31 protein-coding genes are annotated in these 26,339 nt (G+C 51.6%); 14 read left to right on the forward strand and 17 right to left on the reverse strand.

Annotation, left to right across the window (positions count from 1 at the left end; translation table 11 throughout):
• Nucleotides 1-275: 275 nt before the first annotated feature.
• The 4 genes from ghrA (at nt 276) to AOY24_RS10295 (ending at nt 3,208) form a co-directional block, all read left to right on the forward strand.
• A complete protein-coding gene (gene ghrA, locus AOY24_RS10280) occupies nt 276-1,214 on the forward strand; it encodes a glyoxylate/hydroxypyruvate reductase GhrA (RefSeq protein WP_044268767.1) in 939 nt (312 codons plus the stop codon).
• Nucleotides 1,215-1,300: 86 nt separating this feature from the next.
• The gene (locus AOY24_RS10285) at nt 1,301-2,038 is read left to right on the forward strand and encodes a phosphatase (RefSeq protein WP_043001034.1); all 738 of its coding nucleotides are present in this window, start codon (nt 1,301-1,303) and stop codon (nt 2,036-2,038) included.
• 23 nt (nt 2,039-2,061) lie between these two features.
• Nucleotides 2,062-2,616 carry a molecular chaperone gene (locus AOY24_RS10290; protein ID WP_043001033.1) on the forward strand — a complete coding sequence of 185 codons (555 nt, stop codon included), beginning with the start codon at nt 2,062-2,064 and terminating at the stop codon, nt 2,614-2,616.
• Between the two features lie 100 nt (nt 2,617-2,716).
• A complete protein-coding gene (locus AOY24_RS10295; RefSeq protein ID WP_043001032.1) occupies nt 2,717-3,208 on the forward strand; it encodes a DUF1097 domain-containing protein in 492 nt (163 codons plus the stop codon).
• A gap of 32 nt (nt 3,209-3,240) precedes the next feature.
• Here AOY24_RS10295 and csgG read toward each other — a convergent pair whose 3' ends face one another.
• Genes csgG through csgD form a run of 4 tightly spaced genes read right to left on the reverse strand, consistent with a single transcriptional unit; the run spans nt 3,241 to nt 5,587 of the window.
• Nucleotides 3,241-4,074: a curli production assembly/transport protein CsgG gene (gene csgG / locus AOY24_RS10300; protein ID WP_044258051.1), complete on the reverse strand. Its 834-nt coding sequence runs from the start codon at nt 4,072-4,074 to the stop codon at nt 3,241-3,243.
• Between the two features lie 25 nt (nt 4,075-4,099).
• The gene (csgF, locus tag AOY24_RS10305) at nt 4,100-4,516 is read right to left on the reverse strand and encodes a curli production assembly/transport protein CsgF (RefSeq protein ID WP_043001030.1); all 417 of its coding nucleotides are present in this window, start codon (nt 4,514-4,516) and stop codon (nt 4,100-4,102) included.
• 26 nt (nt 4,517-4,542) lie between these two features.
• The gene (gene csgE / locus AOY24_RS10310; protein ID WP_043001029.1) at nt 4,543-4,932 is read right to left on the reverse strand and encodes a curli production assembly/transport protein CsgE; all 390 of its coding nucleotides are present in this window, start codon (nt 4,930-4,932) and stop codon (nt 4,543-4,545) included.
• Nucleotides 4,933-4,936: 4 nt separating this feature from the next.
• Entirely contained in the window at nt 4,937-5,587 is a 651-nt protein-coding gene (gene csgD, locus AOY24_RS10315; RefSeq protein ID WP_043001028.1) for a biofilm master transcriptional regulator CsgD, read from the reverse strand.
• Nucleotides 5,588-6,349: 762 nt separating this feature from the next.
• Here csgD and csgB point away from each other — a divergent pair.
• The 6 genes from csgB (at nt 6,350) to AOY24_RS10345 (ending at nt 10,206) form a co-directional block, all read left to right on the forward strand.
• Nucleotides 6,350-6,805 carry a curli minor subunit CsgB gene (gene csgB, locus AOY24_RS10320; protein WP_043001954.1) on the forward strand — a complete coding sequence of 152 codons (456 nt, stop codon included), beginning with the start codon at nt 6,350-6,352 and terminating at the stop codon, nt 6,803-6,805.
• Between the two features lie 40 nt (nt 6,806-6,845).
• Nucleotides 6,846-7,298 carry a curli major subunit CsgA gene (gene csgA, locus AOY24_RS10325; RefSeq protein ID WP_044258048.1) on the forward strand — a complete coding sequence of 151 codons (453 nt, stop codon included), beginning with the start codon at nt 6,846-6,848 and terminating at the stop codon, nt 7,296-7,298.
• Between the two features lie 60 nt (nt 7,299-7,358).
• Nucleotides 7,359-7,691, forward strand: a complete 333-nt coding sequence (gene csgC / locus AOY24_RS10330) for a curli assembly chaperone CsgC (RefSeq protein WP_043001026.1) — start codon at nt 7,359-7,361, stop codon at nt 7,689-7,691.
• A 145-nt stretch (nt 7,692-7,836) separates the two neighbouring features.
• Nucleotides 7,837-8,160, forward strand: a complete 324-nt coding sequence (locus AOY24_RS10335) for a type 1 fimbrial protein (RefSeq protein ID WP_054176590.1) — start codon at nt 7,837-7,839, stop codon at nt 8,158-8,160.
• An 89-nt stretch (nt 8,161-8,249) separates the two neighbouring features.
• Entirely contained in the window at nt 8,250-8,783 is a 534-nt protein-coding gene (gene ymdB / locus AOY24_RS10340; protein ID WP_044258045.1) for an O-acetyl-ADP-ribose deacetylase, read from the forward strand.
• A complete protein-coding gene (locus AOY24_RS10345; protein WP_044266054.1) occupies nt 8,725-10,206 on the forward strand; it encodes a phospholipase D family protein in 1,482 nt (493 codons plus the stop codon). Before ymdB ends, AOY24_RS10345 begins: the two co-directional genes overlap by 59 nt.
• Before the next feature lie 14 nt (nt 10,207-10,220).
• On the opposite strand, the gene mdoC is transcribed toward AOY24_RS10345, so the two are convergent.
• Complete coding sequence (mdoC, locus tag AOY24_RS10350) at nt 10,221-11,381, reverse strand: glucans biosynthesis protein MdoC (RefSeq protein WP_054176591.1); 1,161 nt, start codon at nt 11,379-11,381, stop codon at nt 10,221-10,223.
• A gap of 280 nt (nt 11,382-11,661) precedes the next feature.
• Between mdoC and mdoG the strand changes: the two genes are divergently transcribed.
• From mdoG to AOY24_RS10365, 3 genes are all read left to right on the forward strand, one after another.
• The gene (gene mdoG / locus AOY24_RS10355) at nt 11,662-13,197 is read left to right on the forward strand and encodes a glucans biosynthesis protein MdoG (protein ID WP_080343312.1); all 1,536 of its coding nucleotides are present in this window, start codon (nt 11,662-11,664) and stop codon (nt 13,195-13,197) included.
• Nucleotides 13,190-15,718 (forward strand): glucans biosynthesis glucosyltransferase MdoH, encoded by a 2,529-nt coding sequence (gene mdoH / locus AOY24_RS10360; RefSeq protein WP_043001021.1) that lies wholly within the window; start codon nt 13,190-13,192, stop codon nt 15,716-15,718. The genes mdoG and mdoH overlap by 8 nt, the downstream gene beginning before the upstream one ends.
• A gap of 72 nt (nt 15,719-15,790) precedes the next feature.
• Nucleotides 15,791-16,030: a YceK/YidQ family lipoprotein gene (locus tag AOY24_RS10365; protein ID WP_192927005.1), complete on the forward strand. Its 240-nt coding sequence runs from the start codon at nt 15,791-15,793 to the stop codon at nt 16,028-16,030.
• Here AOY24_RS10365 and AOY24_RS10370 read toward each other — a convergent pair whose 3' ends face one another.
• The 3 genes from AOY24_RS10370 to AOY24_RS10380 all read right to left on the reverse strand — a co-directional run bounded on the left by AOY24_RS10370 (nt 16,031) and on the right by AOY24_RS10380 (nt 18,787).
• Complete coding sequence (locus AOY24_RS10370) at nt 16,031-16,405, reverse strand: MysB family protein (RefSeq protein WP_043001020.1); 375 nt, start codon at nt 16,403-16,405, stop codon at nt 16,031-16,033. It abuts the gene before it with no gap.
• An 81-nt stretch (nt 16,406-16,486) separates the two neighbouring features.
• Nucleotides 16,487-17,707, reverse strand: a complete 1,221-nt coding sequence (gene mdtG / locus AOY24_RS10375) for a multidrug efflux MFS transporter MdtG (protein ID WP_043001019.1) — start codon at nt 17,705-17,707, stop codon at nt 16,487-16,489.
• Between the two features lie 159 nt (nt 17,708-17,866).
• Entirely contained in the window at nt 17,867-18,787 is a 921-nt protein-coding gene (locus tag AOY24_RS10380) for a Kdo(2)-lipid IV(A) acyltransferase (protein WP_043001018.1), read from the reverse strand.
• Nucleotides 18,788-19,010: 223 nt separating this feature from the next.
• Between AOY24_RS10380 and AOY24_RS10385 the strand changes: the two genes are divergently transcribed.
• A complete protein-coding gene (locus AOY24_RS10385; RefSeq protein WP_044258040.1) occupies nt 19,011-20,063 on the forward strand; it encodes a rhodanese-related sulfurtransferase in 1,053 nt (350 codons plus the stop codon).
• Nucleotides 20,064-20,114: 51 nt separating this feature from the next.
• Here the strand turns inward: AOY24_RS10385 and AOY24_RS10390 are convergent, their stop codons facing one another.
• The 9 genes from AOY24_RS10390 to grxB all read right to left on the reverse strand — a co-directional run bounded on the left by AOY24_RS10390 (nt 20,115) and on the right by grxB (nt 26,317).
• Nucleotides 20,115-20,690, reverse strand: coding sequence for a YceI family protein (locus tag AOY24_RS10390; protein WP_043001016.1), 576 nt, complete (start codon nt 20,688-20,690; stop codon nt 20,115-20,117).
• Nucleotides 20,687-21,259, reverse strand: a complete 573-nt coding sequence (locus AOY24_RS10395; RefSeq protein WP_044258037.1) for a cytochrome b — start codon at nt 21,257-21,259, stop codon at nt 20,687-20,689. The genes AOY24_RS10390 and AOY24_RS10395 overlap by 4 nt, the downstream gene beginning before the upstream one ends.
• A gap of 263 nt (nt 21,260-21,522) precedes the next feature.
• A complete protein-coding gene (locus AOY24_RS23780; RefSeq protein ID WP_044258036.1) occupies nt 21,523-21,636 on the reverse strand; it encodes a YceO family protein in 114 nt (37 codons plus the stop codon).
• 46 nt (nt 21,637-21,682) lie between these two features.
• Nucleotides 21,683-22,804, reverse strand: a complete 1,122-nt coding sequence (solA, locus tag AOY24_RS10400) for an N-methyl-L-tryptophan oxidase (protein ID WP_054176592.1) — start codon at nt 22,802-22,804, stop codon at nt 21,683-21,685.
• 115 nt (nt 22,805-22,919) lie between these two features.
• Nucleotides 22,920-23,174: a biofilm formation regulator BssS gene (gene bssS / locus AOY24_RS10405; RefSeq protein WP_043001951.1), complete on the reverse strand. Its 255-nt coding sequence runs from the start codon at nt 23,172-23,174 to the stop codon at nt 22,920-22,922.
• Nucleotides 23,175-23,507: 333 nt separating this feature from the next.
• A complete protein-coding gene (dinI, locus tag AOY24_RS10410) occupies nt 23,508-23,753 on the reverse strand; it encodes a DNA damage-inducible protein I (protein ID WP_054176593.1) in 246 nt (81 codons plus the stop codon).
• A gap of 76 nt (nt 23,754-23,829) precedes the next feature.
• Nucleotides 23,830-24,876 (reverse strand): dihydroorotase, encoded by a 1,047-nt coding sequence (gene pyrC / locus AOY24_RS10415; protein ID WP_043001012.1) that lies wholly within the window; start codon nt 24,874-24,876, stop codon nt 23,830-23,832.
• Between the two features lie 102 nt (nt 24,877-24,978).
• Complete coding sequence (locus tag AOY24_RS10420; protein WP_043001011.1) at nt 24,979-25,539, reverse strand: lipoprotein; 561 nt, start codon at nt 25,537-25,539, stop codon at nt 24,979-24,981.
• A 130-nt stretch (nt 25,540-25,669) separates the two neighbouring features.
• The gene (gene grxB / locus AOY24_RS10425) at nt 25,670-26,317 is read right to left on the reverse strand and encodes a glutaredoxin 2 (RefSeq protein ID WP_043001010.1); all 648 of its coding nucleotides are present in this window, start codon (nt 26,315-26,317) and stop codon (nt 25,670-25,672) included.
• Nucleotides 26,318-26,339 lie beyond the last annotated feature (22 nt).

The following is a 26,339-nucleotide window of genomic DNA, read 5'->3' on the forward strand; positions in this document are numbered from 1 at the left end:
ACTTTCCAGGCGTGCTCCTTCAGCCACTCGGACACCTCACCATATTGTTGTTCCTCAACGACTGGAACGGGCGCTAATTTAGGGAAATACGCCGCCTGCGTCAATCAACTTTTCCAAAAAATCGTGCGTTTATACAAACTTCAAGCAACCTGTAGGTTAATTAGGCGAAAACTGCTTTTTTTGCCAGCGCCAGCGAATTTGCTATGCTGATGATCCCTTTGAAAACGATGATAATAAGTGCGAAAAATTCCGCACAACAACCCGCAGGAGTCAATATGGATATCATTTTCTATCACCCTACGTTTGATACCCCCTGGTGGATCGCTGCCCTGGAAAAGGCTATTCCGGGTGCCAGAGTCCGGGAGTGGAAGCAGGGCGATACCGATCCGGCAGATTATGCGCTGGTCTGGCATCCACCGGTAGAAATGTTGGAAGGGCGTAAACTTAAGGCGGTGTTCGCACTTGGGGCGGGTGTAGATTCGATCCTGAGCAAATTGAAAGCCCATCCCACGATGCTGGATCCCGCCATTCCTCTCTTTCGTCTCGAAGATACTGGTATGGGCTTGCAGATGCAGGAATACGCGGTCAGTCAGGTGCTGCACTGGTTCCGCCGTTTTGATGATTACCAGGCGCTGAAAAACGAGAGCCAATGGCGACCGCTGCCGGAATATACGCGCGAGGCGTTTACCGTGGGAATTATGGGGGCTGGCGTACTGGGCGCGAAAGTGGCTGAAAGTTTGCAGGCCTGGGGTTTCCCGCTGCGCTGCTGGAGTCGCAGTCGTAAAACCTGGCCTGGCGTTGAGAGTTTCGCAGGCACTGAAGAGTTAGGCGCATTCCTTAGCCAGACTCGCGTGTTGATAAATCTGCTGCCCAATACGGCGGAAACGGTCGGCATTATCAATGGCAAACTGCTTGACCAACTGCAGGATGGGGCGTATCTGCTGAATCTCGCGCGTGGCGTGCACGTTAATGAAGATGATCTGCTCGCCGCACTGAACAGTAATAAACTCAAAGGGGCGATGCTGGATGTCTTCAGCCGTGAACCGCTGCCTGCAGATAGTCCGCTGTGGAAACATCCGCGTGTGGCGATGACGCCGCACATTGCGGCAGTCACGCGTCCTGCTGAAGCCGTCGCCTATATTTCCCGCACGATTTCGCATCTGGAAAACGGCGAAGCGGTGACCGGGCAGGTCGACCGTCAGCGCGGTTACTAAGGGAAACCCGGCATCTGCCGGGTTTCGACTAATAAACGCAGGCGATTCCTGCTATCCTTGTCGAAAAATGACCACAGGAGAGAGACATGTATCCCGTTGACCTGCATATGCATACCGTCGCCAGCACCCATGCTTATAGTACTCTGAGCGATTACATCGCCCAGGCGAAGCGTCAGGGACTGAAACTGTTCGCAATTACCGATCACGGTCCGGACATGGCGGATGCTCCACACCACTGGCATTTCATCAATATGCGTATCTGGCCGCGCGTGGTGGATGGGGTCGGGATCCTGCGAGGCATTGAGGCAAATATCAAAAATATCGAAGGTGAAATCGACTGCACCGGGCCGATGCTCACCTCACTGGATCTGATCATCGCGGGCTTCCATGAGCCGGTGTTCGCCCCCCACGATGAAGCCACCAATACGCAGGCGATGATCGCCACCATGGCGAGCGGCGTTGTGCATATCATTAGCCACCCTGGAAACCCGAAGTATCCCGTTGATATCACGGCAATTGCTGAGGCTGCGGCAAAATACAATGTTGCACTGGAGATTAACAACTCTTCCTTCCTTCATTCACGCAAAGGCAGTGAAGCAAACTGTCGCGCGGTAGCGGCAGCGGTACGTGATGCTGGCGGCTGGGTGGCGTTGGGTTCAGATTCTCATACCGCCTTTACAATGGGCGATTTCGGTGAGTGTCTGAAAATTATCGAAGAGGTGAATTTCCCGGAAGATCGTATTTTGAACGTGACCCCGAAACGATTACTCAATTTCCTGGAATCACGCGGAATGGCGCCGATTCCTGAATTTGCTGAACTTTAACTACCACGAGCTGGAATATTTTGATGAACGAGTTTTCAATCCTGTGCCGCGTACTGGGATCGCTGTATTACCGTCAACCGCAGGATCCTTTGCTGGTTCCGCTTTTTACCCTGATTCGCGAGGGTAAACTCCAGGCGAGCTGGCCGCTTGAGCAAGATGAACTGTTAGCGCGTCTGCAGAAAAGCTGTGATATGACCCCGTTGGCGGCGGATTACAACGCGCTGTTTGTCGGTGCGGAGTGCGCGGTGCCACCGTATCGCAGCGCGTGGGTGGAAGGGGCGACAGAATCAGAAGTGCGCTCCTTCCTTTCTGCACGGGGTATGCCGCTTGGCGAAACGCCAGCCGATCATATTGGTACGTTGCTGCTGGCCGCCTCCTGGCTGGAAGATCAGTCTGCGGAGGATGAAAGCGAGGCGCAGGAAACTCTGTTCGCGGACTACATCATTCCGTGGTGTGATACCTTCCTCGGTAAAGTGGAAGCGCACGCCGCAACCCCTTTCTGGCGAACGATGGCACCGTTAACACGCGATGCCATTGGCGCGATGTGGGATGAACTGGAAGAAGAGACTGATGAATAATTGTGATACGCATCACTTTTGTATGCAACTTGATTCAATCATTGCATAAATTGTGTGCGTGATCTCATTCATATTGTCGTTTTCTGCTATCATGCGCGGCATGAACATACTTCTTTCCATTGCAATCACAACGGGCATTCTCTCCGGTATCTGGGGATGGGTGGCCGTGTCTCTTGGCTTACTCAGTTGGGCTGGCTTTTTAGGCTGTACCGCCTATTTCGCCTGTCCGCAGGGTGGGTTAAAGGGGTTGGCCATTTCGGCCTCCACGCTGTTGAGCGGCGTGGTGTGGGCGTTGGTCATTATTTACGGTAGCGCGTTGACGCCGCATCTCGAACTGGTGGGTTATGTGATTACCGGCGTGGTGGCCTTCCTGATGTGTATCCAGGCAAAGCAAGTTTTACTGTCATTTGTGCCAGGCACATTTATCGGTGCATGCGCCACGTTTGCCGGGCAGGGGGACTGGAAGCTGGTCTTGCCTTCACTGGCGGTCGGTTTGCTCTTTGGCTATGCCATGAAAAATAGTGGACTGTGGCTGGCGGCCCGGCGAGAAAGACACAGTACGCGAACCGTTGCGGAAAATAAAAAAGCGTGAGGAAATCCTCACGCTTTTTTTTATCCTGATCATCAGGATTCCGGCGGTACCGACATATGACGATATTTCACCAGAATGTCGTTCTGGCGATCGGCTTTATTCTGCAAATCCCACAACCCACGATCGATACCATCGTTGATGAGGAAGATGACGCCCGTCTCAATGGCGGACATCAGGCACAACATCACCGGTTCGTTGGAAGTGTAGCCAATTTCACCTTCCAACAGTCTCTGATAATCGATAAAGCGGAACACCCCAGCCTGCACTTCATAAGACAGAATGGTTTTACTGGTGTTGACCGAGGAGAGGATCTCACCGGTGCTGACGTTGACTACGCGCAGGTTCACCGCAATCTGGTCAAGCTGGTACTGCGTGTCTGCGCCGATACCGAAGTAACGCGCACCGACGCCGCCGGATTTCACGTTACTTTCGTAGCCGATAATCGACCCTTCAACCATGATGTTTGCCGCCGTCAGCGACTGTAGCGGGATTCGGTTGTTGATGGCGACAGTCCCGTTTTCCTGAGCGGCACGAATGATCTTACGTTCATTCAGCAAGTTTTGCAGTCCCTGGCGCTCCAGTGGAACAAACCAGCGGGAATCTTTCAGCGCGGTGACCAGCATCGCAGTGGCGCTTTGTGGGACGGCTGTTGAGAAGTTACTGGCCGGGTAGGGTTTAAACTGCCCGGTTTCATCCTGAATGTTATACACCGAGACAAAAATTTTGCCCGTTGGAATCGGTAAATGCGTTAAATCCTTATAACTTTGCGCACGGGGCATTAAGGTCGGTTTAGCGGCTTCTTTTGGCGGGGCGGTTAAGCATCCGCTCAGTAAAATGACGGCGACGAATACAAGTAAGCGCTGCATGATGATTGTCCTTACGTGGCGGTACTTAGAAATCGGTAGATTGCGACTGTAAACCCGACACTTCGATCGTCGATGTTTTGCCCGTTTTCCTGTCCGTGACGTTTAGCTGCAACTGACCATCCCGGTTAGTAATGTCCACAATGAAATCATTGGTCACCATCCTGCCGGGTTTCCCCGTGTTAATATTGGTCAACAGCCCACCTAATATTTGTGACTGAATGGCCTGAGTGAAGTTATCCAACGCGGAGGGAGTTTCAATTCCGTAATCGTCGTTATAACTGGGATCTTTATAAGAGTTTTGCGCCTGTGCGCTATTCAGTAAAAAAGAACCGTTATTGGGATTTCCACCAAAGTTAGGGTTACGGAACTGGAAGGTCATATTTCCGGCCCAACTTAATGGCGAAATAAGCATGAGTACTACTACTGCATGTTTGACACGCATTACAGCCTCCGGACAAAAATCACTTTTTAGAATTCGTCATGCGTTAAATCGCCGGTGCTCAATAGTGTTTTATCTATTTGCCGTCGGTTTAAGGCATCCTCAGTTTGTGCCAGCGCGAAGACAACAGTTTTTTCGAAGTCTCTTTTCGTTGGAAATAAAAAAGTCTGGAATATAACGTCCTGATTAACCGTTATTGTGATCCAACTTCCCCAACGTGCACTGGGTCGCTCATTGATGGTCAAATTGCCTGGATAATCACTTTCCCATTTGTCGCTAAACGCACGATAAAAATCGTGGCCAATAGACGAAACCGTGTGGTCAGTTAAGAGCCCAGGAACTTCAACTTCTACAGCCTGCGTCGTGCTGGCAGCGAACAGCAACTGCGCCGCTGCAAGCCAGGTTAAATAGCGTTTCATGGCGTTATCGCCTGAGGTTATCATTTGCCCACGAAACCGCCTGGGTACGGTTTTTGACAGCTATCTTTTTGAAAAGATTATAAAGATGCGTTTTGACCGTGTTTTCACTGATAAACAGCGAACGTGCGATTTCGATATTGGAGGCGCCGATACGCAGCTTATTCAGGATCTCTTTTTCGCGATGAGTCAGGAGGGCTGACTCACTGCTGTTGTAGCGATAATTACCTGAGTGAGTGATCAGATAACTGGCCAGTTTCTGTGAGAAGTAACATTCTCCCCGAAGGATCCCTTGCAAACCGTTTACGACACGCTCTTCGTCATCCGCTACGTAAAAAACGCCATTGATATGCGGCCAGTTTTCAATATCCCGGTAGGGATAATCATCGGGCGTGTTCAACAATAACGTCTTTAAATTATTGTTTTTCCTACTTAAGTTATCCTGCCAGTAATGGATGAGCTTTTTATCCGCTTCCATCATATCGACTAAAACAATGCAGCTGGAGGAGATATCATCCAGAGAACGCTGAATATTATGCAGTTTTCCGGAGAGGGCCAGAGATTGTTTTAAATGCTGCAATAATGCTGTAGCTTGCAGGGATGGTTTGGTGATCAACAATAATGTATGACCATGAATACTATGGAATTCATTAAACATGATGAAACCCCACTTTTTTAGTCGCACATCTGACAGTTGCCTGCAGAAATGAGGCACCAGAAGTACTGACAGATGTTGCACTGCTGTGTGTAGTAAAATAAGAATCAGCCCGAACGGGGCAAATATTAATACAAATGAACTACAACTGATTTCAATCTAGCCATTACAAATCTTAAAGCAAGTGTTAAACATGTAACAGAATGTAAAAATATATATTAATTTGTTATCTTAAGGCTTTTTTTAAGTTTAGATTTGATAGTAAAGTTGTACATCCAGCCGTTATTGCACAGATTTAAAAAATCATACAAATTATATTAATTAATTGAATTTAAAGTAATAAACACAATTCGCTCTGGTACTTCATCGGTGTGGGAATTGCTCAGTGATGACATTCGCCGGCGTCGCGCATTTTGATGACGAAAAAAACGAGGCTTGTCACGACTTGCTCATCTCTCTCTTCTTTGAACGTACAACATAGCCTGGAAAGTCCACTTTACAGCCTGCTGACTGACGGCGAGAAAAAGCACGACCGATAATTGTGAAGAAAATAAAATAAGCGCAAATAACAGGCTATTCCTGCCCTGTTTAGTACTTTGGTGTGAGCGAAAATATAAAAATACCACTGGCGGGTGAGTTATTTAAAATGTTTCCGCAGACATACTCTTCATCGTAACGCGACGTTAACAAATTACGTTTAGCGTTAACAGGTAAATTGATGAGAACGTTATTTTCTCGATGTGCGACCAGGTCCAGGGTGACAACATGAAAAACAAATTGTTATTTATGATGTTAACAGTACTGGGTGCGCCTGGAATTGCTTCCGCAACAAGTTATGATTTAGCGCATTCCGAATATAACTTTGCGGTAAATGAATTAAGTAAGTCTTCATTTAATCAGGCAGCCATTATTGGTCAAGTGGGCACGAATAATAGTGCAAAGATACGCCAGGAGGGCTCTAAACTTTTGTCGGTAGTTTCACAAGAAGGTGGAAGTAACCGGGCCAAAGTTGACCAATCAGGAGCTTATAATTTTGCGTATGTTGCTCAGTCGGGTCATTCCAATGATGCCAGTATATCGCAAAGTAATTACGGTAATACTGCGATGATTATCCAGAAAGGTTCTGGAAATAAAGCAAATATTACTCAGTATGGTACGCAAAAAACAGCAGTTGTAGTGCAGAGACAGTCGCAAATGGCAATTCGCGTTATTCAACGCTAATCCATTGACGACGCTTAAATCAATCCGATGGGGGTTTACCATGAAACTTTTACAAGTGGCAGCATTTGCAGCAATCGTGGTTTCTGGCAGTGCTCTGGCTGGTTCTGTTCCGCAATGGGGCGGCGGCGGCGGTGGCGGCGGCGGGAGCAGTTCCGGCCCGGAATCGACCCTGAGCATTTATCAGTCAGGGGTCAACAACGCCGCGCTTGCGCTGCAAAGCGACGCTCGTAAATCTGATACGACCATTCATCAGAATGGCTTTGGTAACGGCGCCGACGTGGGCCAGGGCTCAGATAACAGCACCATCGATCTGACTCAAAACGGCTTCAAAAACAACGCCACCATCGATCAGTGGAACGGCAAAAATTCGGACATTACTGTGAGCCAGTATGGTGGACATAACGCCGCGCTGGTGAACCAGACTGCGTCCGATTCCAGCGTTCTGGTGCATCAGGTTGGTTTTGGCAACAACGCCACCGCTAATCAGTACTAATTCAGTTTATGTGCTGACGATAAACAGGGCGAAAGCCCTGTTTTTTTTCGGGAGGACATCATGAACACCTTATTACTCCTTGCGGCGCTCTCTAATCAGATAACGTTTGCAACCACCCAGCAAGGCGACATTTACACGATTACGCCGCAGGTCACCCTGACACAACCCTGTGTGTGCCAGGTGCAGATTTTAGCCCTTCGTGACGGTGTGGCGGGGCAAAGTCAGTCACGACAGAAAAAGACCCTGTCTCTACCCGCTAATCAGGCCATTGATTTGACCAGACTCAGTTTAAATATCTCTGCACAAGACACCGTCAAAATCGTGGTTACGGTTTCTGACGGCCAGTCTCTGCATTTATCGCAACAGTGGCCGCCCTCTGTGAAATCGTCATAACTGACTGACAATTAATGCGTCGATGCTGGCAGAAGCGAGGTGGCTGAACTATGAATAGAGTGACGCGGAATGCGTGACTCCCGGGCCTGTCGCCGTCAGGGAATACATCACCCCTCAAGGATGAATACTCATTGAGGAAAGCATCATGCTGTTACCTGTCACGCGTAAAACAAGCCTTCCGCTGCTCGCGCTTCTTGCCCTGTTTTCTTTTACCGTAATGGCGGATGCGGGAGGACAGGGCGGGGTGATTCATTTCACCGGTCAAATTGTAGAACCGCCCTGCAATGTGAGTCTGGAGCAACAGCGCCTTGCAATGTCGTGCTATAACACGGGGCGCACGCAAACCCGCTATTACTCACCCCAGGAACTGCTAAAAGCACCACAACACTTCAAGCAGATCGCCGCAGTTAACTTGCACTATCTGGATGAGAAGAAAAAACTGGCGGTGATGGACATCAGCTACCGCTAAACAGGTCATTCAGACAAACAGACGAAAAAAGCGATTTCAGGGTATCCCCTGCTGTACACTTACAGAATAGAGTGACGCAAGGAGGTTCTATGGAATCGCGTATTCATGTTATCCAGGGGGATATCACCACGGTCGCGGTTGATGTCATCGTCAATGCCGCTAACGCCTCGCTGATGGGGGGCGGAGGTGTTGATGGGGCAATCCATCGCGCTGCGGGCCCCGCCTTACTGGAAGCCTGCATGAAAGTCAGACAGCAGCAGGGCGAGTGCCCGACGGGCCATGCGGTGATCACGCTTGCCGGAAACCTCCCCGCTAAAGCGGTCATTCATACCGTCGGCCCGGTCTGGCGTGGCGGCGAGCATAACGAAGCGCAACTGCTACAGGATGCGTACGTTAATAGCCTGAATCTGGCGCTGGCCAATGGCTACACGTCCATTGCCTTTCCGGCAATCAGTACCGGAGTTTACGGCTATCCACGAGCCGCCGCCGCTGAAATTGCGCTGAAAACCGTTTCGGAATTTATTACCCGCCGCGCTTTGCCTGAGCAGATATACTTTGTCTGTTATGATGACGAAACAACCCGACTCTACCAGCGTCTACTTACCCAACAAGGCGATGAATGAGCTGACTCGCCTCGCCCGCGCCACGCGTCCTCTGTGCGACAATCACCCCGGAGAGTGCGGCATTCTTGCGCTCGATAACAGTCTGGACGCCTTTGCCGCCCGTTACCGGCTGGCGGAAATGGCGGAGCGCACGCTGGATGTTCAGTACTATATCTGGGAAGACGACATGTCCGGGCGACTGCTGTTCGCTGTTCTTCTGGCGGCGGCGAAACGTGGTGTCCATGTGCGCCTGTTGCTTGATGACAACAACACGCCAGGGCTGGATGACACTCTGCAACTGCTCGATGCCCATCCCAACATTGAAGTTCGCCTGTTTAATCCTTTCTCTTTTCGCATGCTACGGATGCTGGGTTATCTGACCGATTTCGCCAGGCTAAACCGACGGATGCATAACAAAAGCTATACCGCAGACGGTGTTGTCACCCTGGTGGGCGGGCGAAACATTGGCGATGCCTATTTTGGCGCGGGCGAGGAGCCGCTGTTCTCCGATCTGGACGTGATGGCCATCGGACCCGTCGTCAGGGAGGTTGCTGAGGATTTTGAACGCTACTGGCATTGCGCGTCGGTTTCGACGTTGAAATCGGTACTGGCACTTTCCGAGCAAGAGATCACCGAACGCATTGAGCTACCCGACGCCTGGTACAACGATCCCATCACCCGTCGATATCAGCATAAACTGAAAACCAGCCCGTTTATGACCCATCTCGATCGCGGAACGCTACCGCTTATCTGGGCGAAGACCCGGCTGTTAAGTGACGATCCCTTAAAAGGCCAGGGGAAAGCGCAGCGCCACTCTTTACTGCCACAACGACTGTTTGACGTGATGGGTTCGCCGACGGAGCGGATTGACATTATTTCTGCCTATTTTGTCCCGACCCGTGCAGGCGTCGCGCAGTTGCTGAAACTGGTGCGTAAAGGCGTCAAAATTGCGATTCTCACCAATTCATTAGCCGCCAATGATGTCGCGGTGGTACATGCCGGATATGCGCGCTGGCGGAAGAAACTACTGCGTTATGGTGTCGAGCTCTATGAACTGAAGCCGACGCGTGAACGTCAGGTGGTACTGCACGACAGGGGGCTTACGGGGAACTCCGGTTCCAGCCTGCATGCCAAAACGTTCAGTATTGACGGGCGTAAGGTGTTTATTGGTTCACTGAATTTTGATCCCCGTTCCACGTTGCTGAACACGGAAATGGGATTTGTGATTGAAAGCGAGACGCTGGCGACGCTTATCCATAACCGGTTCATTGAGAGTCAACGCGATGCGGCCTGGCAATTACGCCTCGATCGCTGGGGGCGAATTAACTGGGTGGATCGGCAGCAGGACGAAGAACTGGTGTTAAAAAAAGAACCCGCCACAGGATTCTGGAAGCGGGTTCTGGTGCGACTGGCGACGCTATTGCCTGTCGAGTGGCTGCTTTAACGTGGTCGCAGGTATTAGCCGGTCACTTTTTTGCTTTGTTCCTGTCTGACCGGCGGTTTGCCGGAGAACAGGAATTTAAGCAGCGGAATGCGCAAATGAATCTCATACAATACCAGTGCGATGCCAACCACAAAGATCAGCCCGCAGATAAAGCCCAACAGATTCGAGGTAATATGTGGCGTAATATAGGCGCCGAAAAACAGTGTTAACGGATGGTGTACCAGATAAATAAACAGTGACGCATTCACAAAATAGGTGACGCGGGCTGACTGGAAATTGAGTAAACGGTGGCCGAGAGAAAACACCACATTGACCATCCATAATCCTAGCACCATGGTGATGACATATTCCGTTTCGTACATCCATGCATCGCCACTGCCGTAGCGCTGATTCAGCAAATAGGCGATGAAAGCGAAAGCCGCCGCCAGCGTACATCCCCGGGAAGGGGTGGTGAAAAGCGCTTTAAGCTCAGGTGAGATAAAGGCCAGCGCACCCAGCATAAAGAAAGGCACATAAAAAAGCGTTTGCATCACCACGAAATTAAACAAGCCGTCGCTAAGAATGGGTGGGTAAACAATGAACAGCGTCCGCCGTATCACCGCATAACCAATACCCAGTAAGAAGAAGATGAGCGTCAGTTTGCCCATCGACACGGCGGCCAGCCGTTTTTTTTCCGCTTTCACCAGGTTTTTTCGCATCCGGGTAAATATCCACAGACTGACGGTTGTTAATACCACCAGAACCAGTAAAAACCACAGATGAGAAATTAATTCCCAGGCCAGCGTGTTGTATTTTTCATACAGTGAGAGCGTTTGCCAACTGTCGGCTTTTCCTTTGACGTATTGCAGCATAATAAATTGCGGCAATGTCAGCAGGGGAATAGCCGTAAGCATCGGAATGCCTACGCGCTCAACGCGTACTTTCCACCAGCGTTTCAATGGATAACGCAGGAATAACATGTACGAAAAATAACCGGAAATAACGAAAAAGACCTGCATCCGGAATGAATGGATAAAATCGTTAAACAGAGTCAGCCACCATGAGGGCTCGGCGCTGTTCACATGCCAGGTATGGCCGGAATAGATCAATGAGATATGGAAGGGAATACCCAACAACATCAGCCAGGCGCGGATGGAGTCAAGAAAATATTCACGCTGTGCGGGTACGGGATTCATAAAGGTTTTCGTATTCTCAGATTCTCAGACTAATCGTCTTATCGGTAAGGCGTTTACTCGTTACAGTCGGTGGCAACCCTACACCAAGTACAACGACCTGTCTCCAGGATAAGCACGCAAAGTGAAAAAGGGCCCGGCGAGGCGTCTAAACCATGAGCCAGCGTGCTGAACAATGCAGGGATTCAGTTGTCCTAATGCCTGATTATCCATTAAAATAGATCGGATCGATATAAGCACACAAAGGGGGAAGTGCTTACTAATTATGAAACATAAACCACAAATGATGAAAATGCGTTGGTTGGGTGCGGCAGTTATGTTAACGCTGTACACGTCGTCGGCCTGGGCCTTCTCCATCGATGATGTTGCAAAGCAAGCTCAATCCTTAGCCGGTAAAGGCTATGAGGCGCCAAAAAGTAACTTGCCCTCCGTTTTCCGCGACATGAAATATGCGGACTATCAGCAGATCCAGTTTAATCGCGACAAAGCATACTGGAGTAATCTTAAGACCCCATTCAAGCTCGAGTTCTACCACCAGGGTATGTACTTCGACACGCCGGTCAAAATCAATGAAGTCACGGCAACTACGGTTAAAAGAATCAAATACAGCCCGGACTACTTCAATTTCGGCGACGTTCAGCATGATAAAGACACGGTAAAAGATCTCGGCTTTGCGGGTTTCAAAGTGTTGTACCCGATCAACAGCAAAGACAAAAACGATGAAATCGTCAGCATGCTTGGCGCAAGCTACTTCCGCGTCCTGGGGGCCGGTCAGGTGTATGGCCTTTCTGCGCGCGGTCTGGCTATTGATACCGCGCTGCCTTCAGGTGAAGAATTTCCCCGCTTCCGTGAGTTCTGGATCGAACGTCCAAAACCAACTGACAAGCGCCTGACGATTTATGCCTTACTGGACTCTCCGCGTGCGACCGGGGCCTATCGTTTTGTGATAATCCCTGGGCGTGACACCGTTGTCGACGTGCAGTCGAAAGTCTACCTGCGCGATAAGGTGGGTAAACTGGGCGTGGCGCCGTTAACCAGTATGTTCCTGTATGGGCCAAACCAGCCTTCACCGGCGACGAACTATCGTCCGGAACTGCATGACTCCAACGGTTTGTCGATTCATGCCGGCAACGGTGAATGGATCTGGCGTCCGCTGAATAACCCGAAACACCTCGCGGTGAGCAGTTTTGCGATGGAAAACCCGCAAGGGTTTGGTCTGCTCCAGCGCGGCCGTCAGTTCTCTCGCTTTGAAGATCTCGACGACCGTTACGATCTGCGCCCAAGCGCCTGGATTACACCGAAAGGCGAGTGGGGCAAGGGTAAGATTGAACTGGTTGAAATCCCGACCAATGACGAAACCAACGATAACATCGTCGCTTACTGGACGCCGGATCAACTGCCTGAGCCTGGCAAAGAGATGAACTTTAAATACACCCTGACGTTCAGCCGCGATGAAGACAAACTTCATGCGCCAGATAACGCCTGGGTGCAGCAGACGCGTCGTTCAACCGGCGATGTCAAACAGTCTAATCTCATTCGCCAGCCTGACGGCACGATCGCCTTCGTGGTGGACTTCACCGGCACGGACATGAAAAAACTGCCGCAGGATACCCCGGTCACCGCGCAAACCAGCATTGGCGACAACGGCGAGATCGTGGAAACAACAGTCCGTTACAACCCGATCACCAAAGGTTGGCGTATGACGATGCGCGTGAAAGTGAAAGATGTGAAGAAAACCACTGAAATGCGTGCGGCATTAGTCAATGCCGATCAGACGTTGAGTGAAACCTGGAGCTACCAGTTACCTGCCAATGAATAAGACAACTGAGTACATTGACGCCATGCCGCTCTCGGAGATCGAGAAAGCGGCATTGCCGACAACTGACATCCGCGCAGTGCATGAAGCGCTGGATGCCGAGCATCGCCGTTACTCGCGAGAAGACGATTCACCGCAGGGTTCTGTCAAAGCGCGTCTGCAACAAGCCTGGCCAGACTCGCTGGGCGAAGGGCAGTTGATCAAAGATGACGAAGGGCGCGATCAGCTTCAGGCAATGCCTAAAGCCAAACGTTCTTCGATGTTTCCCGATCCCTGGCGCACCAACCCGGTTGGGCGTTTCTGGGATCGTCTGCGTGGACGTGACGTTACGCCGCGCTATCTCGCGCGTCTGACGAAAGAAGAACAGGAAAGCGAGCAGAAGTGGCGTACCGTTGGCACCCTTCGTCGCTATACGCTGCTGCTGCTGACGCTGGCGCAGACGGTCGTCGCGACCTGGTACATGAAGACGATTCTGCCGTATCAGGGCTGGGCGCTGATCAATCCGGCGGATATGGTTGGGCAGGACCTGTGGGTCTCCTTCATGCAGTTGCTGCCGTACATGCTGCAAACCGGTATTTTAATCCTCTTTGCGGTGCTGTTCTGCTGGGTTTCCGCCGGGTTCTGGACCGCGTTGATGGGCTTCCTGCAACTGCTGATTGGTCGCGATAAGTACAGTATTTCGGCGTCAACGGTCGGTGACGAACCGCTGAATCCGCAGCACCGTACCGCGCTGATTATGCCTATCTGTAATGAAGACGTTGATCGTGTTTTTGCTGGCCTGCGCGCGACATGGGAATCAGTAAAAGCGACCGGCAACGGCGAACATTTCGATGTCTATATTCTTAGCGACAGCTACAACCCCGATATCTGCGTTGCTGAACAAAAGGCGTGGATGGAGCTGATTGCAGAAGTGCAGGGCGAAGGACAGATTTTCTATCGCCGTCGTCGCCGTCGTGTGAAGCGTAAAAGCGGTAACATTGATGACTTCTGCCGTCGCTGGGGCAGCCAGTACAGTTACATGGTGGTGCTGGATGCTGACTCGGTGATGACCGGTGAGTGTCTGAGTGGTCTGGTGCGTCTGATGGAAGCGAACCCGAACGCCGGGATCATTCAGTCATCGCCGAAGGCGTCCGGCATGGACACCTTGTATGCGCGCTGTCAGCAGTTTGCGACGCGCGTATACGGACCGCTGTTCACCGCGGGTTTGCACTTCTGGCAGTTGGGTGAGTCCCATTACTGGGGGCACAACGCCATCATCCGCGTGAAGCCGTTTATCGAACACTGTGCGCTGGCGCCGCTGCCGGGTGAAGGCTCTTTCGCCGGTTCCATCCTGTCGCACGACTTCGTGGAAGCGGCATTAATGCGTCGAGCCGGGTGGGGCGTGTGGATTGCTTACGATCTGCCCGGTTCCTATGAAGAACTTCCGCCGAACCTGCTGGATGAGCTGAAGCGTGACCGGCGCTGGTGTCATGGCAACCTGATGAACTTCCGTCTGTTCCTTGTAAAAGGGATGCATCCGGTTCACCGCGCCGTGTTCCTGACCGGGGTGATGTCTTATCTCTCCGCGCCGCTGTGGTTTATGTTCCTCGCGCTGTCGACCGCGCTGCAGGTAGTCCATGCGCTTACCGAGCCGCAATACTTCCTGCAACCGCGCCAGCTGTTCCCGGTCTGGCCGCAGTGGCGTCCTGAACTGGCGATAGCCCTGTTTGCCTCGACAATGGTGCTGCTGTTCCTGCCGAAGTTGCTGAGTATTCTGCTCATCTGGTGTAAAGGCACCAAAGAGTACGGTGGTTTTATTCGCGTAACGCTGTCGCTGCTGCTGGAGGTGTTGTTCTCCGTCTTGCTGGCGCCGGTGCGTATGTTGTTCCACACCGTCTTCGTGGTGAGCGCCTTCCTAGGCTGGGAAGTGGTGTGGAACTCGCCGCAGCGTGACGATGACTCTACGCCGTGGGGCGAAGCGTTTATGCGTCATGGTTCGCAACTGCTGCTGGGTCTGGTATGGGCGGTCGGTATGGCGTGGCTGGATCTGCGTTTCCTGTTCTGGCTGGCACCGATTGTCTTCTCGCTGATCCTGTCACCGTTTGTTTCGGTGATCTCCAGCCGTTCAACGGTCGGTTTGCGTACCAAACGCTGGAAGCTGTTCCTGATCCCGGAAGAATATTCGCCGCCGCAGGTGCTGGTGGATACCGACAAGTATCTGGTGATGAACCGCAACCGCTCGCTTGACGATGGCTTCATGCACGCGGTGTTTAACCCATCGTTTAACGCGCTGGCCACTGCGATGGCGACGGCACGTCACCGTGCAAGCCAGGTACTGGAGATTGCCCGCGATCGTCACGTTGAGCAGGCGCTGAACGAGACCCCGGAAAAACTGAATCGCGACCGTCGTCTGGTACTGCTAAGCGATCCGGTGACGATGGCGCGTTTGCACTATCGTGTCTGGAATTCGCCAGAGAAGTATTCATCGTGGGTGAGTTATTATCAGGGTATCACCCTGAACCCACAGACGCTGAAGACGCCGTAAGCGCCACCCGGCGAAATCATCTGAAAAATACCGGCTTGCGCCGGTATTTTTTTATACTGAAGAAAACGATTAATGAGGTATCACGTGCGAATCGTAGCGGTGGGCATCATGGTGATGCTGTTAAGCGGGTGCGGCAGCATTATCAGCCGGACAATCCCCGGACAGGGGCATGGCAACCAGTACTATCCGGGAGTGCAGTGGGATGTCCGGGATTCAGCATGGCGTTATGTCACTATCCTCGATCTGCCGTTCTCGCTGGTGTTTGACACGCTGCTGTTGCCGCTGGACATGCATCACGGTCCTTACGAGTAATTACCGTTCATCCCATTCATCGGCTGCGGTTTGACCCTCTTCGGTATCCAGCGGGGGCTCAAGCTGAAATTCGCCTTCATCCCATTCATGCAGTGTATTCTCTTCCAGCCACTCCTGGCGGATCTCTATCTCATCATAGTCGCCGTCAAAGACACTTTGCGCGGCCTCGCCACTGAGCATCGGCAGGCACTCGCCTTCTTCGCCTTCATCGGCAAAAAACTCGACCTGCCACATGATGTCGCCATCCTGTAGCACGTACTTCTGCACGTTGAACTGCTGTACATTGGCTTCGTCCTGTTCAAGCTCAGGATGGTCCGCCATAAATTCTTCACGGGCTGAGTCAATGGCTTCTTCCAGCGTTGCATACATGGTCATCTGAGTCTCCCTTTGATTTGATGAGGTAATCAGGGAAAGAATAGCTGATTCTCCGGTTATGCAAGTATGAATGCTGAAAAATCATCCCGCTGTTCGCGTGAGAGCACGACGGCGCAGGCTGTTCCAGGAATAAATGGCGTTAAACAATACCACCCCGGCAGTGACCAGGAAGACGGCACGGAAGCCGTAGTTAGCGGAAATCGCTGCTCCCATGAGCGGGCCGGTGACGTTGCCGATATCGCGGAACGACTGGTTATAACTAAAGATGCGCCCGGCGATTTGGTTTGTGGAGTTATAGACCAGCAGCGTTTGTACCGCCGGCAGCAGCGCGCCGTCGGCAGCGCCCAGTAAAAAGCGCAGTACCGCCAGTTGCCACGGGGTCTGCACAAAAGACATCGGGATCAGCAGCAGAACGGAGAAGATTAGCGCCACAATGAGGATTTTCTCCGGTCCGATACGGTCGCCCAGCTTGCCTAATCTTGGCGCACTGAGCAATGCGGCGACGCCAGGTACGGAGGCAATCATCCCGCTAATAAACGCAATATTGCTGACGTTACCCGCCAGCTCCCGCACATAGAGGGTCAAAATCGGTGCAATGGAACCGGTCGCGACCTGAATAATCAGCGTGGTGACGAACAGGCTCAGCACCAGTTTCGGGTTTTTAAGCGTAGCAACCACTTCCCGGACGCGCAGCATCTCTTTCTTGCTGATGGGTTTGAAGTTTTCGCGAATAAAAAACAGCGTCAGTAAGAAACAGATCAGCAGTACCGTCGCGGTGATGAAGAAAACCGGGCGCAGGCCGTACTGGTCGGCAAGCAGGCCGCCCGCTAACGGGCCGAGTAATGCACCGCTGACGCCGCCGGTAGAGAGCGTTCCCAGCGCCCAACCGCTTTTATTGCGTGGGACCTGGGTGGCGATGAGGGCGTTGGCGTTGGGAATGAATCCGCCCAGCAACCCGAGCAGCGCGCGCAGCACCAGAAACTGCCAGATATTCTGCGCAAGGCCCATTAGCAGCATCACTATTGCCATCCCCAGCGCAGAGCGCAGCAGCATAATCTTTCTGCCTTTACGGTCGGCAAGCCCGCCCCAGAAGGGAGAGGCGATCGCAGAGAAAAGAAACGTAATACTAAAGACCAGTCCGGACCACATGTTGAGCGCACTGTGGCCCGTTACGCCGAGTTGTTCGACATAAAGTGGTAAAAATGGCATCACCAGGCTAAATGCGGCGCCGGTTAAGAAACAGCCGAGCCAGGTGACAGTGAGATTACGTTTCCAGTTTATGGGAGTATCAGAGGGTGACATAGCGATCCGCGTGTGATGCGCTGTTGGCGCGATCGGGCAAAAAACGAATATAAATTAAGCATATTCATTATGCGCCTGGATGCAGAGGGTCGCAATGTGGGGAGCTTTTATCGCTAAAAACGGTGAGAAAGCAGCCCAAAAGGGGCTGCTATGCAGGATTTAATAACGGGTAGGTACGCCAGCAGGACGTGTTTTGAAGCGGCGATGTAGCCACATGTACTGTTCTGGCGCCATCATGATGCACTTCTCAACAATCTTGTTCATCCAGGCGGCGGTGGTCTCTGCGTCATCCAGCGGCGGTGAACATTCTGGCGGTAACATAATCAGCTGGTAGCCTTTGCCATCGGGCTTGCGACGCGGTACAAACGGCACCAGGCAGGCATTAGACATTCGCGCCAACATCCAGGTGCCGGAGGTGGTGGCTGCTTGTTCAACGGCAAAAAGCGGGACGAACACGCTGGCGCGCGGGCCATAATCGTGGTCCGGCGCATACCAGACCACTTCGCCTTTCTTCAGCGCCTTAATCATCCCTTTCAGATCCTTGCGATCGAGCATGGATTTGTTTGAGCGCATACGACCCCAGGTCTGGAGCCAGTCGATCAAGGGATTATCATTCGGGCGATAAACGCCGATGCCAGGTTCCTGCAAACCGAACTGACGCGCACCGAGTTCCAGGGTTAAAAAGTGCAGCCCCACCAGCAAAATACCGCGCTGCTGAGCCTGAACGTCACGAATATGCTCCATGCCGATCACTTCGGTCCAGCGGGCAATGCGACGATCGGACCAGAACCAGGCCATCCCGGTTTCCAGCAGGCCCATACCGACGGATTCAAAATTTTTAACCACCATCGCATGGCGGTCACGCTCACTCATTTCAGGGAAACAGAGCTCGAGGTTACGATATGCAATTTTCGTCCGCCGCTTCATCAGACGATACGCCAGGTGACCGATCATATGACCAAGGCGATAGAGTATCGGATAGGGCAACTGCACGACCAACCAAAGTGCGCCAATACCGAGCCAGGTTAACCAATACCGTGGATGCAGTAGTGCTGCGGAGAACTTAGGTAAATTCGTCATGTCTTTCCTGTTGTATACCTTAAACGGGCAATTATCTGTATTGTTGCATTTTTTCGCCGTCAGAAAAAATTTGTGGCTCCGGAATGGCGATAAATTCAGCAAATGTTGTTAATTTTTTAGTTTGAAGAAAGAAATGTAGCGCAAAATGTATGGATGTAAATTGGCGCGGATTGCTATATGATGCCGCCGATTCTGATTTCACCTGCCGCAGGACCCGTACACCATGCCAGTGTTACATAACCGTATTTCCAATGATGCCCTCAAAGCCCGGATGTTGGCTGAAACTGAGCCGCGCACGACCATTTCGTTCTACAAATATTTTACCATCGCAGACCCGCAGGCCACACGCGATGCGTTGTATCAAAAGTTAACCGCGCTGAATGTTTTCGGTCGCATCTATCTGGCGCATGAAGGGATTAACGCCCAAATCAGCGTACCGCAAAGTCAGGTAGAGACGTTCCGCCAGCAGCTGTACGCCTTTGATCCGGCACTTGACGGCGTGCGTCTGAACATTGCGCTGGAAGATGACGGGAAATCCTTCTGGGTGCTGCGAATGAAAGTGCGTGAGCGGATTGTGGCGGATGGCATTGAGGACCCGAGTTTTGATGCCAGCGATGTCGGCGACTATCTCAAGGCCGCGGAAGTGAACGCGATGCTCGACGACCCGGATGCGCTGTTCATTGATATGCGTAACCACTACGAATACGAAGTGGGCCATTTTGAGAACGCGCTGGAAATCCCGGCCGACACGTTCCGCGAGCAGTTACCCAAAGCGGTCGAAATGATGCAGGAACACAAAGATAAAAAGATTGTGATGTACTGTACCGGCGGTATTCGCTGCGAAAAAGCCAGCGCCTGGATGAAGCACAATGGCTTCAGTAAAGTGTGGCACATTGAAGGCGGTATCATTGAATATGCACGCAAGGCCCGCGAGCAGGGGTTACCGGTACGTTTCATCGGCAAAAACTTTGTGTTTGATGAGCGCATGGGTGAGCGTATTTCAGATGAGGTGATTGCGCATTGTCATCAATGCGGCGCGCCGTGCGACAGCCACACCAACTGTAAAAATGACGGCTGCCATCTGCTGTTTATTCAGTGCCCGGCATGTGCGCAAAAGTACAACGGCTGCTGTAGCGAGATCTGTTGCGAAGAGAGCGCATTACCTGAAGAAGAGCAACGTCGCCTGCGCGCAGGACGCGAGAACGGCAATAAAATCTTCAACAAGTCGCGTGGACGACTGAATACGAAACTGGGTATTCCGGATCCTGCCGAGTAATGGTGTGGCCGGATGGCGGCGACAACATCGCCATCCGGCATCATTCCTCGTTTACTTCTGCTGTACGCCTTCAACTGAGATAATCAACTCCACTTCCTGCGAGGCAGGACCCAGATCGGTGGTGATGTTGAAATCCTTCAGCTTGATTTTACCTTCGGCTTCGAAGCCTGCGCGTTTACCCCCCCACGGATCGTCACCCTGACCGATCATCTTCGCTTCCAGCGTCACCGGCTTTGTTACGCCGTTTAGCGTCAGATTCCCGGTGATATCCAGTTCGTCACCGTCTTTTTTCACGCTGGTGGAGGTGAAGGTCGCCTGCGGGAATTTCGCGACATTGAGGAAATCAGCGCTGCGAAGGTGTTTATCACGCTCGGCGTGATTGGTATCCACGCTGTTGGTGTTGATCGTCACATTCACTTTATCGGCGGCGGGATCCTTTTCATCAAAGGTAAAGGTTCCGTCGAAGTCTTTGAACGTGCCGTACAACCAGCTGTATCCCAGGTGCTGAATACGGAAATTAACAAAGGCATGTTGTCCTTCTTTGTCAATTTTATAATCCGCCGCGATGGCAGAACCGGTGGTGAACAGCAGAGAGGCGAGAGTTAAACCCAGCAGGCTTTTTTTCATTTTTGAGCTCCATAGTCAGATGACGACTTACCCAACATGCGATTCAGGGTGTCGTCTTTATCGATAAAGTGGTGTTTAAAGGCCATCAGGCCATGCAGAATGGAAAGAATAACGACGGTCCAGGCCAGCCACAGGTGTACGCTTCCGGCGAGATCGGCCTGAACGCCAGCATCCGCGAAGGTGGCCGGGACATCAAACCAGCCGAAAACGCTGATCGGTTTACCGTCCGCCGTCGAGATCAGATAACCGCTGATGACAATGCTAAACAGCAGCAGATATAGCGCGAGATGGCCCAACGCTGCGCCAGCACGGGTCAGGGCCGAATAGCTTTTCAGCGCTTTCGGCGGTGGCGAGATCAGACGCCAGATGACCCGAACGACCAGGCCCATCATCAGCAGGATCCCGATGCTTTTGTGCAATTCCGGTCCCTGGTGATACCAGCCGTCGTAATAGCTCAACGTCACCATCCAGAGACCGAGTGCAAACATCCCGTAGACCACCAACGCGGTTAGCCAGTGAAGCATGGCGGAAATAAAACCATACCGTTGAGGCGTATTTGAAAATTGCATAAAAATTCCATTTCATATTTCAGGATTGAATGAAAATGGCCTGACAGAGACATAAATGCAACTAAAAAATAACACCGGGAGAGAGATTTAACGTTGATTCAATAATTTTGTATTAAGTGTAGATTTTGATTCAACGGATTCGTCAGAAATGACCGATTTATGACGGTTTGTGGGGGGGTAGGGGATGGGTTTTGTCATTCAAAAAAACAAAACAAAAATTAGATAACTTTCAGTTTTTGTCAGTATTTGTCAATGCCGATGGCTCAGTAACACAGGATATAAATAACATCAAGAATCGCCAGCAGCGACCATAAAATAACGTAGAGCATAAAATGCTCGCGAATATTGTTGACCAGATAAAGAAACAGACGACGCATATTGTAATCACCATTAAAAAGGCCTCATTACGAGGCCATTTAACGATTATGCCGTAAATCGGGAGAGTCTGAACGGCGTCAGGTCAAAAGCGGATGGCTTTTCCTGGGCAAAGTCAGCGGCAATTTCACCCAATACGGAGGCAAATTTAAAGCCGTGACCACTCAGCCCGGTCACGATCAGCGTGTTGTCATGGCCGGGCAGCGTGTCGATGATAAAATCTTCATCCGGCGAGTTGTCGTAGGTGCAGGCCGCACCGTGCAGACAGCAACCCACTCCCGGAAGGATATTGCGCAGGAACGGGAATGCTTCAGATCCATCGCTGGCGACGCTGGCAAACGGTTTGCGTTCAGCTTCGGCGTGGATAAGTTGCCCGCCGTTGTGCTTACCGATTTTCAGTTCGTCGTTCTCCGCCGGGAAGCCGTAGTATTGATCGCCGTTGGGCAACTCACCGGTGAAGGCAGGAAACTTATTCTTGATGCTATAGCGGCCATCGGCCTGGTACCAGGCAAACACTTTTCGTACCGGCTGGATGGGAAGCTCGGGGAACAAAGCCTGAACCCAGGTACCGGCGCTCACCAGCGCTTTCTTCGCGCTGTAATCGCCGTCAGCGGTTTCCACAGTGACCCCGCCGTCATCATCATGGTGAATGGCTGTGACCGGGCAGTTGAAGAGTTGAGCGCATCCTGCTTCTTCTGCCAGACGGATCCAGGTTTTGATCGCCAGTTCACTGCGTAAAAAACCGGAATCAGCTTCGAACAGGCCGGTGTAGTCTGCAGGTACGCGGATTTCGGGCCAGCGCGCCATGATGGCGGCGGCATCCAGTTGTTCAACGTTCAGTTGCCACTGTTTTGCGCTGTGCGCGACGTTTGCCAGGAAGGGCGAACCGGCGGGGCCAAGATTGATAACGCCGGAGCGGACGAAAATCGGCTCTTCATTTTGCGTGGAGAGTTCGTCCCATAGCGCCTGCGCACGCAGCACCAGCGGAACGTATTTTTCACCTTCGCCATAGGCGTGGCGGATCAACCGGGTGTCGCCGTGATGACTACCCTGTTGATGCGGTGGCATATGCGCGTCGGTCATCAGAACGTTTAACCCGGCGCGAGTGGCATAATAACCTGCGGCTGCCCCAACGGACCCGCTGCCTATAATGATTAAGTCGTATTTCATCAGTTTCTCTCTGCTGTCGCGTTTGATGCAGAGTAAATAAGTGAAATGCGTAATACAACCCAGAAATAGCAAAGGCACCCCGAAGGTGCCTTTTTAAGTGAGAATGTCCGTCTCGTTAATGCCGACGGTATTCGTTGGCCTGGTAATCGCCGGATTCGATTTTGGCTATGCCGGCTTCTAATATCGAAATAAATTGTCTGGCAACATCGGTGGTTAACCAGAGCGTTTGACCGACCTCTGTACCATCGGTTTCGGGACGATTTGGAGTCTGGTAGTGCAAACGCAGCATCAGCGCGTCATAGCTATCTACGGTGCTGATGTCCCATCCCACAAGCGGATGAGTCTGAATGACTTCATTATTCTTTTCCATCATGCCCCCTAATTCGTGTTACAAGACAACGGTTTTCGAGGTTCAATGCGTTTTTATCTGAAGCAACTTCAGTATATCAATAAATAAGGGTATTCACTGAGATTTTAAAGAGGGGGGAGCATAAATTTCTGCAAATTAAGAATTTGTGAGTAATTAATCACCATCTTGTTCATTCTTTTTAAGTATGTTGTGCAATAATTTTGAGTGACTGGTGAAAATATAATCAATTCCGAAGGCAACGGAGAATACTAAATGATGCCGCAAAAAAGATTGCCTTAAAGATGAGAGAAAAAAGCCGGGGCGACCCGGCAAAGAGACTACGGCATAGCATTTTTATTCTTTAATGAACCAGTCGTCAGCGCTTTCCCAGGTTTCCTGAAGAATTTCGCTGATCCGTTCTTTATCTTCTTTCGTCGCGCCAATCACGGACAAATTATTCGCAGCGGCATAACGAACGGTCACGTTACCGCCGTTATCGGGAAAGTGGTGAGTAATACGGCGGGAGAGTTCACCTGCCAGGGCGTCAATAGCACCGGCAGGTAAAGGTGAAGTTTTAGCAATGGTGACTTCAATACGCATAATGGCCCCCTGTTGAATATACTGGTTATTTATACAGTTATCCTGGCCAGGTTACAACAGGCGGCATCGATTTTTTTTACTTTTTAATCGTCCAGCGTACCGTTTCGCCCCCGAGGAACGGCACCAGCGTATCGTCGGTCAGCGCGATGCTCTCCGGTACCTGCTGCTCTTCACGTACCAGTTCAACGAAAGTGTCATTGACCGGCAGGCCGTAGAATCGCGGACCGTTCAGTGAACAAAACGCTTCAAAGTGCGCCAGGGCATTCATCTCTTCAAACACGCTCGCGTAACTCGCCAGTGCCGTTGGCGCGTTAAAACATCCCGCGCAGCCACAGCTCGATTCCTTACGATGACGGGCATGTGGGGCCGAATCGGTGCCGAGGAAGGCACGCTCAAAGCCACTGGCAACCAGCTCACGCAGAGCGTGCTGGTGGACATTGCGTTTCAGAATTGGCAGGCAGTAGAGGTGTGGGCGAATACCGCCAACCAGCATATGGTTACGGTTAAACATCAGGTGCTGCGGTGTAATCGTCGCAGCCAATAATTCATTACCGTCACGGACATACTCCGCCGCATCTTTGGTAGTGATGTGCTCAAAGACCACTTTCAACCCAGGCAGGCGCTGGCGCAGAGGCTCCATCACCGTCTCAATAAAGCGCGCTTCACGGTCAAAAATATCGATATCGGCGTGGGTGACTTCGCCATGCACCAGCAGCGGCATCCCGAGTTTTTCCATGCGTTCAAGTACTGGCATGATCGCATCAATGGAGGTGACCCCGTGACTGGAGTTGGTAGTGGCGTTTGCCGGATAGAGTTTGGCAGCGGTGAACACGCCTTCGCGAAAGCCGCGTTCCAGTTCAGCGGGATCCAACGTGTCCGTTAAATAGCAGGTCATCAGCGGCGTGAAGGAATGTCCGGCAGGGACCGCATCAAGGATGCGCTGGCGGTAGGCAATTGCCGCATCTACCGTAGTGATCGGCGGCGCCAGGTTAGGCATCACAATCGCACGTGCATAAACATCGCTGGTATACGGCACGACCGTTTTTAACATTTCGCCGTCGCGAAGGTGAAGGTGCCAGTCATCTGGGCGGCGGATCTTTAAAACCTGGGAGGGTGCTGTCATCAATATGCTCCGGCTGGGGGATGTCATTTTTGCCGGAAACAAAGGATAAGGGGAAACGTTTTCGTTTGCACGTATAAAAAGGCGCCGCAGCGCCTTTGTCATTTAATCGGTGAACGGGATGATGATTTCGCCCGGCTTCACCTCAATGCCTTTGGCGTACTTTTTCGCCAGCGCTTCGCCTTTGCTGCTGTCTTCGCGCAGGACATACGCTGGCTGCTGGTTAAAGTAATTACGCAGTGATTGATTGAGATAAGGCATCAGGGTTTGCAGCACTGACTGCATTTTTTCCGGCGTCACGGTGGCATCCACCACTTCCATTTCCTGCAGGAAGATGGCCCCCTTTTCTTTATTAAAGACTGGCAGCGCTTTCAGTTTTAGCTTAATGGTTGCTTTCTGACTGCCAAACAGCGAATTCATATCCAGCTTTGCATCGCCGGTCAGCGTCACTTTGTTCGGTTCTTCACGACCGATCTGGCTGGAGAGGTTATTGAGGACGATATGCGCATCGGCAACGCCCGGAAGCCCGATATCTTTGGCAAAGTTGTTGCGTTTTTCGAGCGCCTGATTAATTTCTTGTTCGCTTACGGTGTACTGTGTGAGCTGATTACAGCCGGTCAACAGGCCGCCAACTATCAACGCGGCAGCAAAAAAAATCTTCTTCATGGGGTTCCTCTACACGATGCGATCGTCTTAATCCTGACATAACGCAGCATGTGTCACCAGCGCGAACTTCGCCAGTAGAAAAAACTGAAAAAAGCGGCAGCCTGTATGACTCAGCCACCGCCGGTAAACGTTAAATCGCCATTGATGATAACAGATTGATCTGCGTCTGTTTCGCCATATTGTCGCGATAGTCAGCAACCCGTGTCGGCCAGTTGATACCGGCCACCAGTGTCAGATTACGCAACAGGGGAAATAACTGGATGTCGTCTTCGGAAAGCTCACCGTTTACACCATTGGGTTGCACAATGCGCTTATCCAGTGTGCGCAAATCCTCACTGATTTTTTTGGTCAGGCCAGCGGAATGGGCAAGATGGTCGGCAAAACTGCCAATCATCGCCTCTTTTTTCTCAGTAAAGTATTTGCGTGCCGAAGGGGTGGAAAACTCATCAAACGCAGATTTTGCAAAACGCGGCAGCAGCAGGTGATTGGCGTAGCTGTTCACTTTGCGCAGCCACTCGTCAATAGCAGGATTTTTCTTGCCGGTGAGCAGCGGTTTGCCATCCAGTTGATCGACGTAATGGACGATGTCCATGCTTTCCGGTAGATAGCGGCTGTCGTCTTTTTGCAGAATGGGCACCATTTTCTGGCCAATCATTCGGGTTGGGGTTTCGTCATCGTCGTTGGCCAGGACAATCAGTTCGACGGGGATGTTTTTGAGGCCAAAAATCATGCGGGCTTTGATGCAGAAAGGGCAGTGATCGTAAATATAAAGCTTCACGTTTCTCCTCCATTGACTGTCA

Source organism: Citrobacter sp. CtB7.12, from assembly GCF_001297795.1.
GTDB classification, from domain to species: domain Bacteria; phylum Pseudomonadota; class Gammaproteobacteria; order Enterobacterales; family Enterobacteriaceae; genus Citrobacter_A; species Citrobacter_A amalonaticus.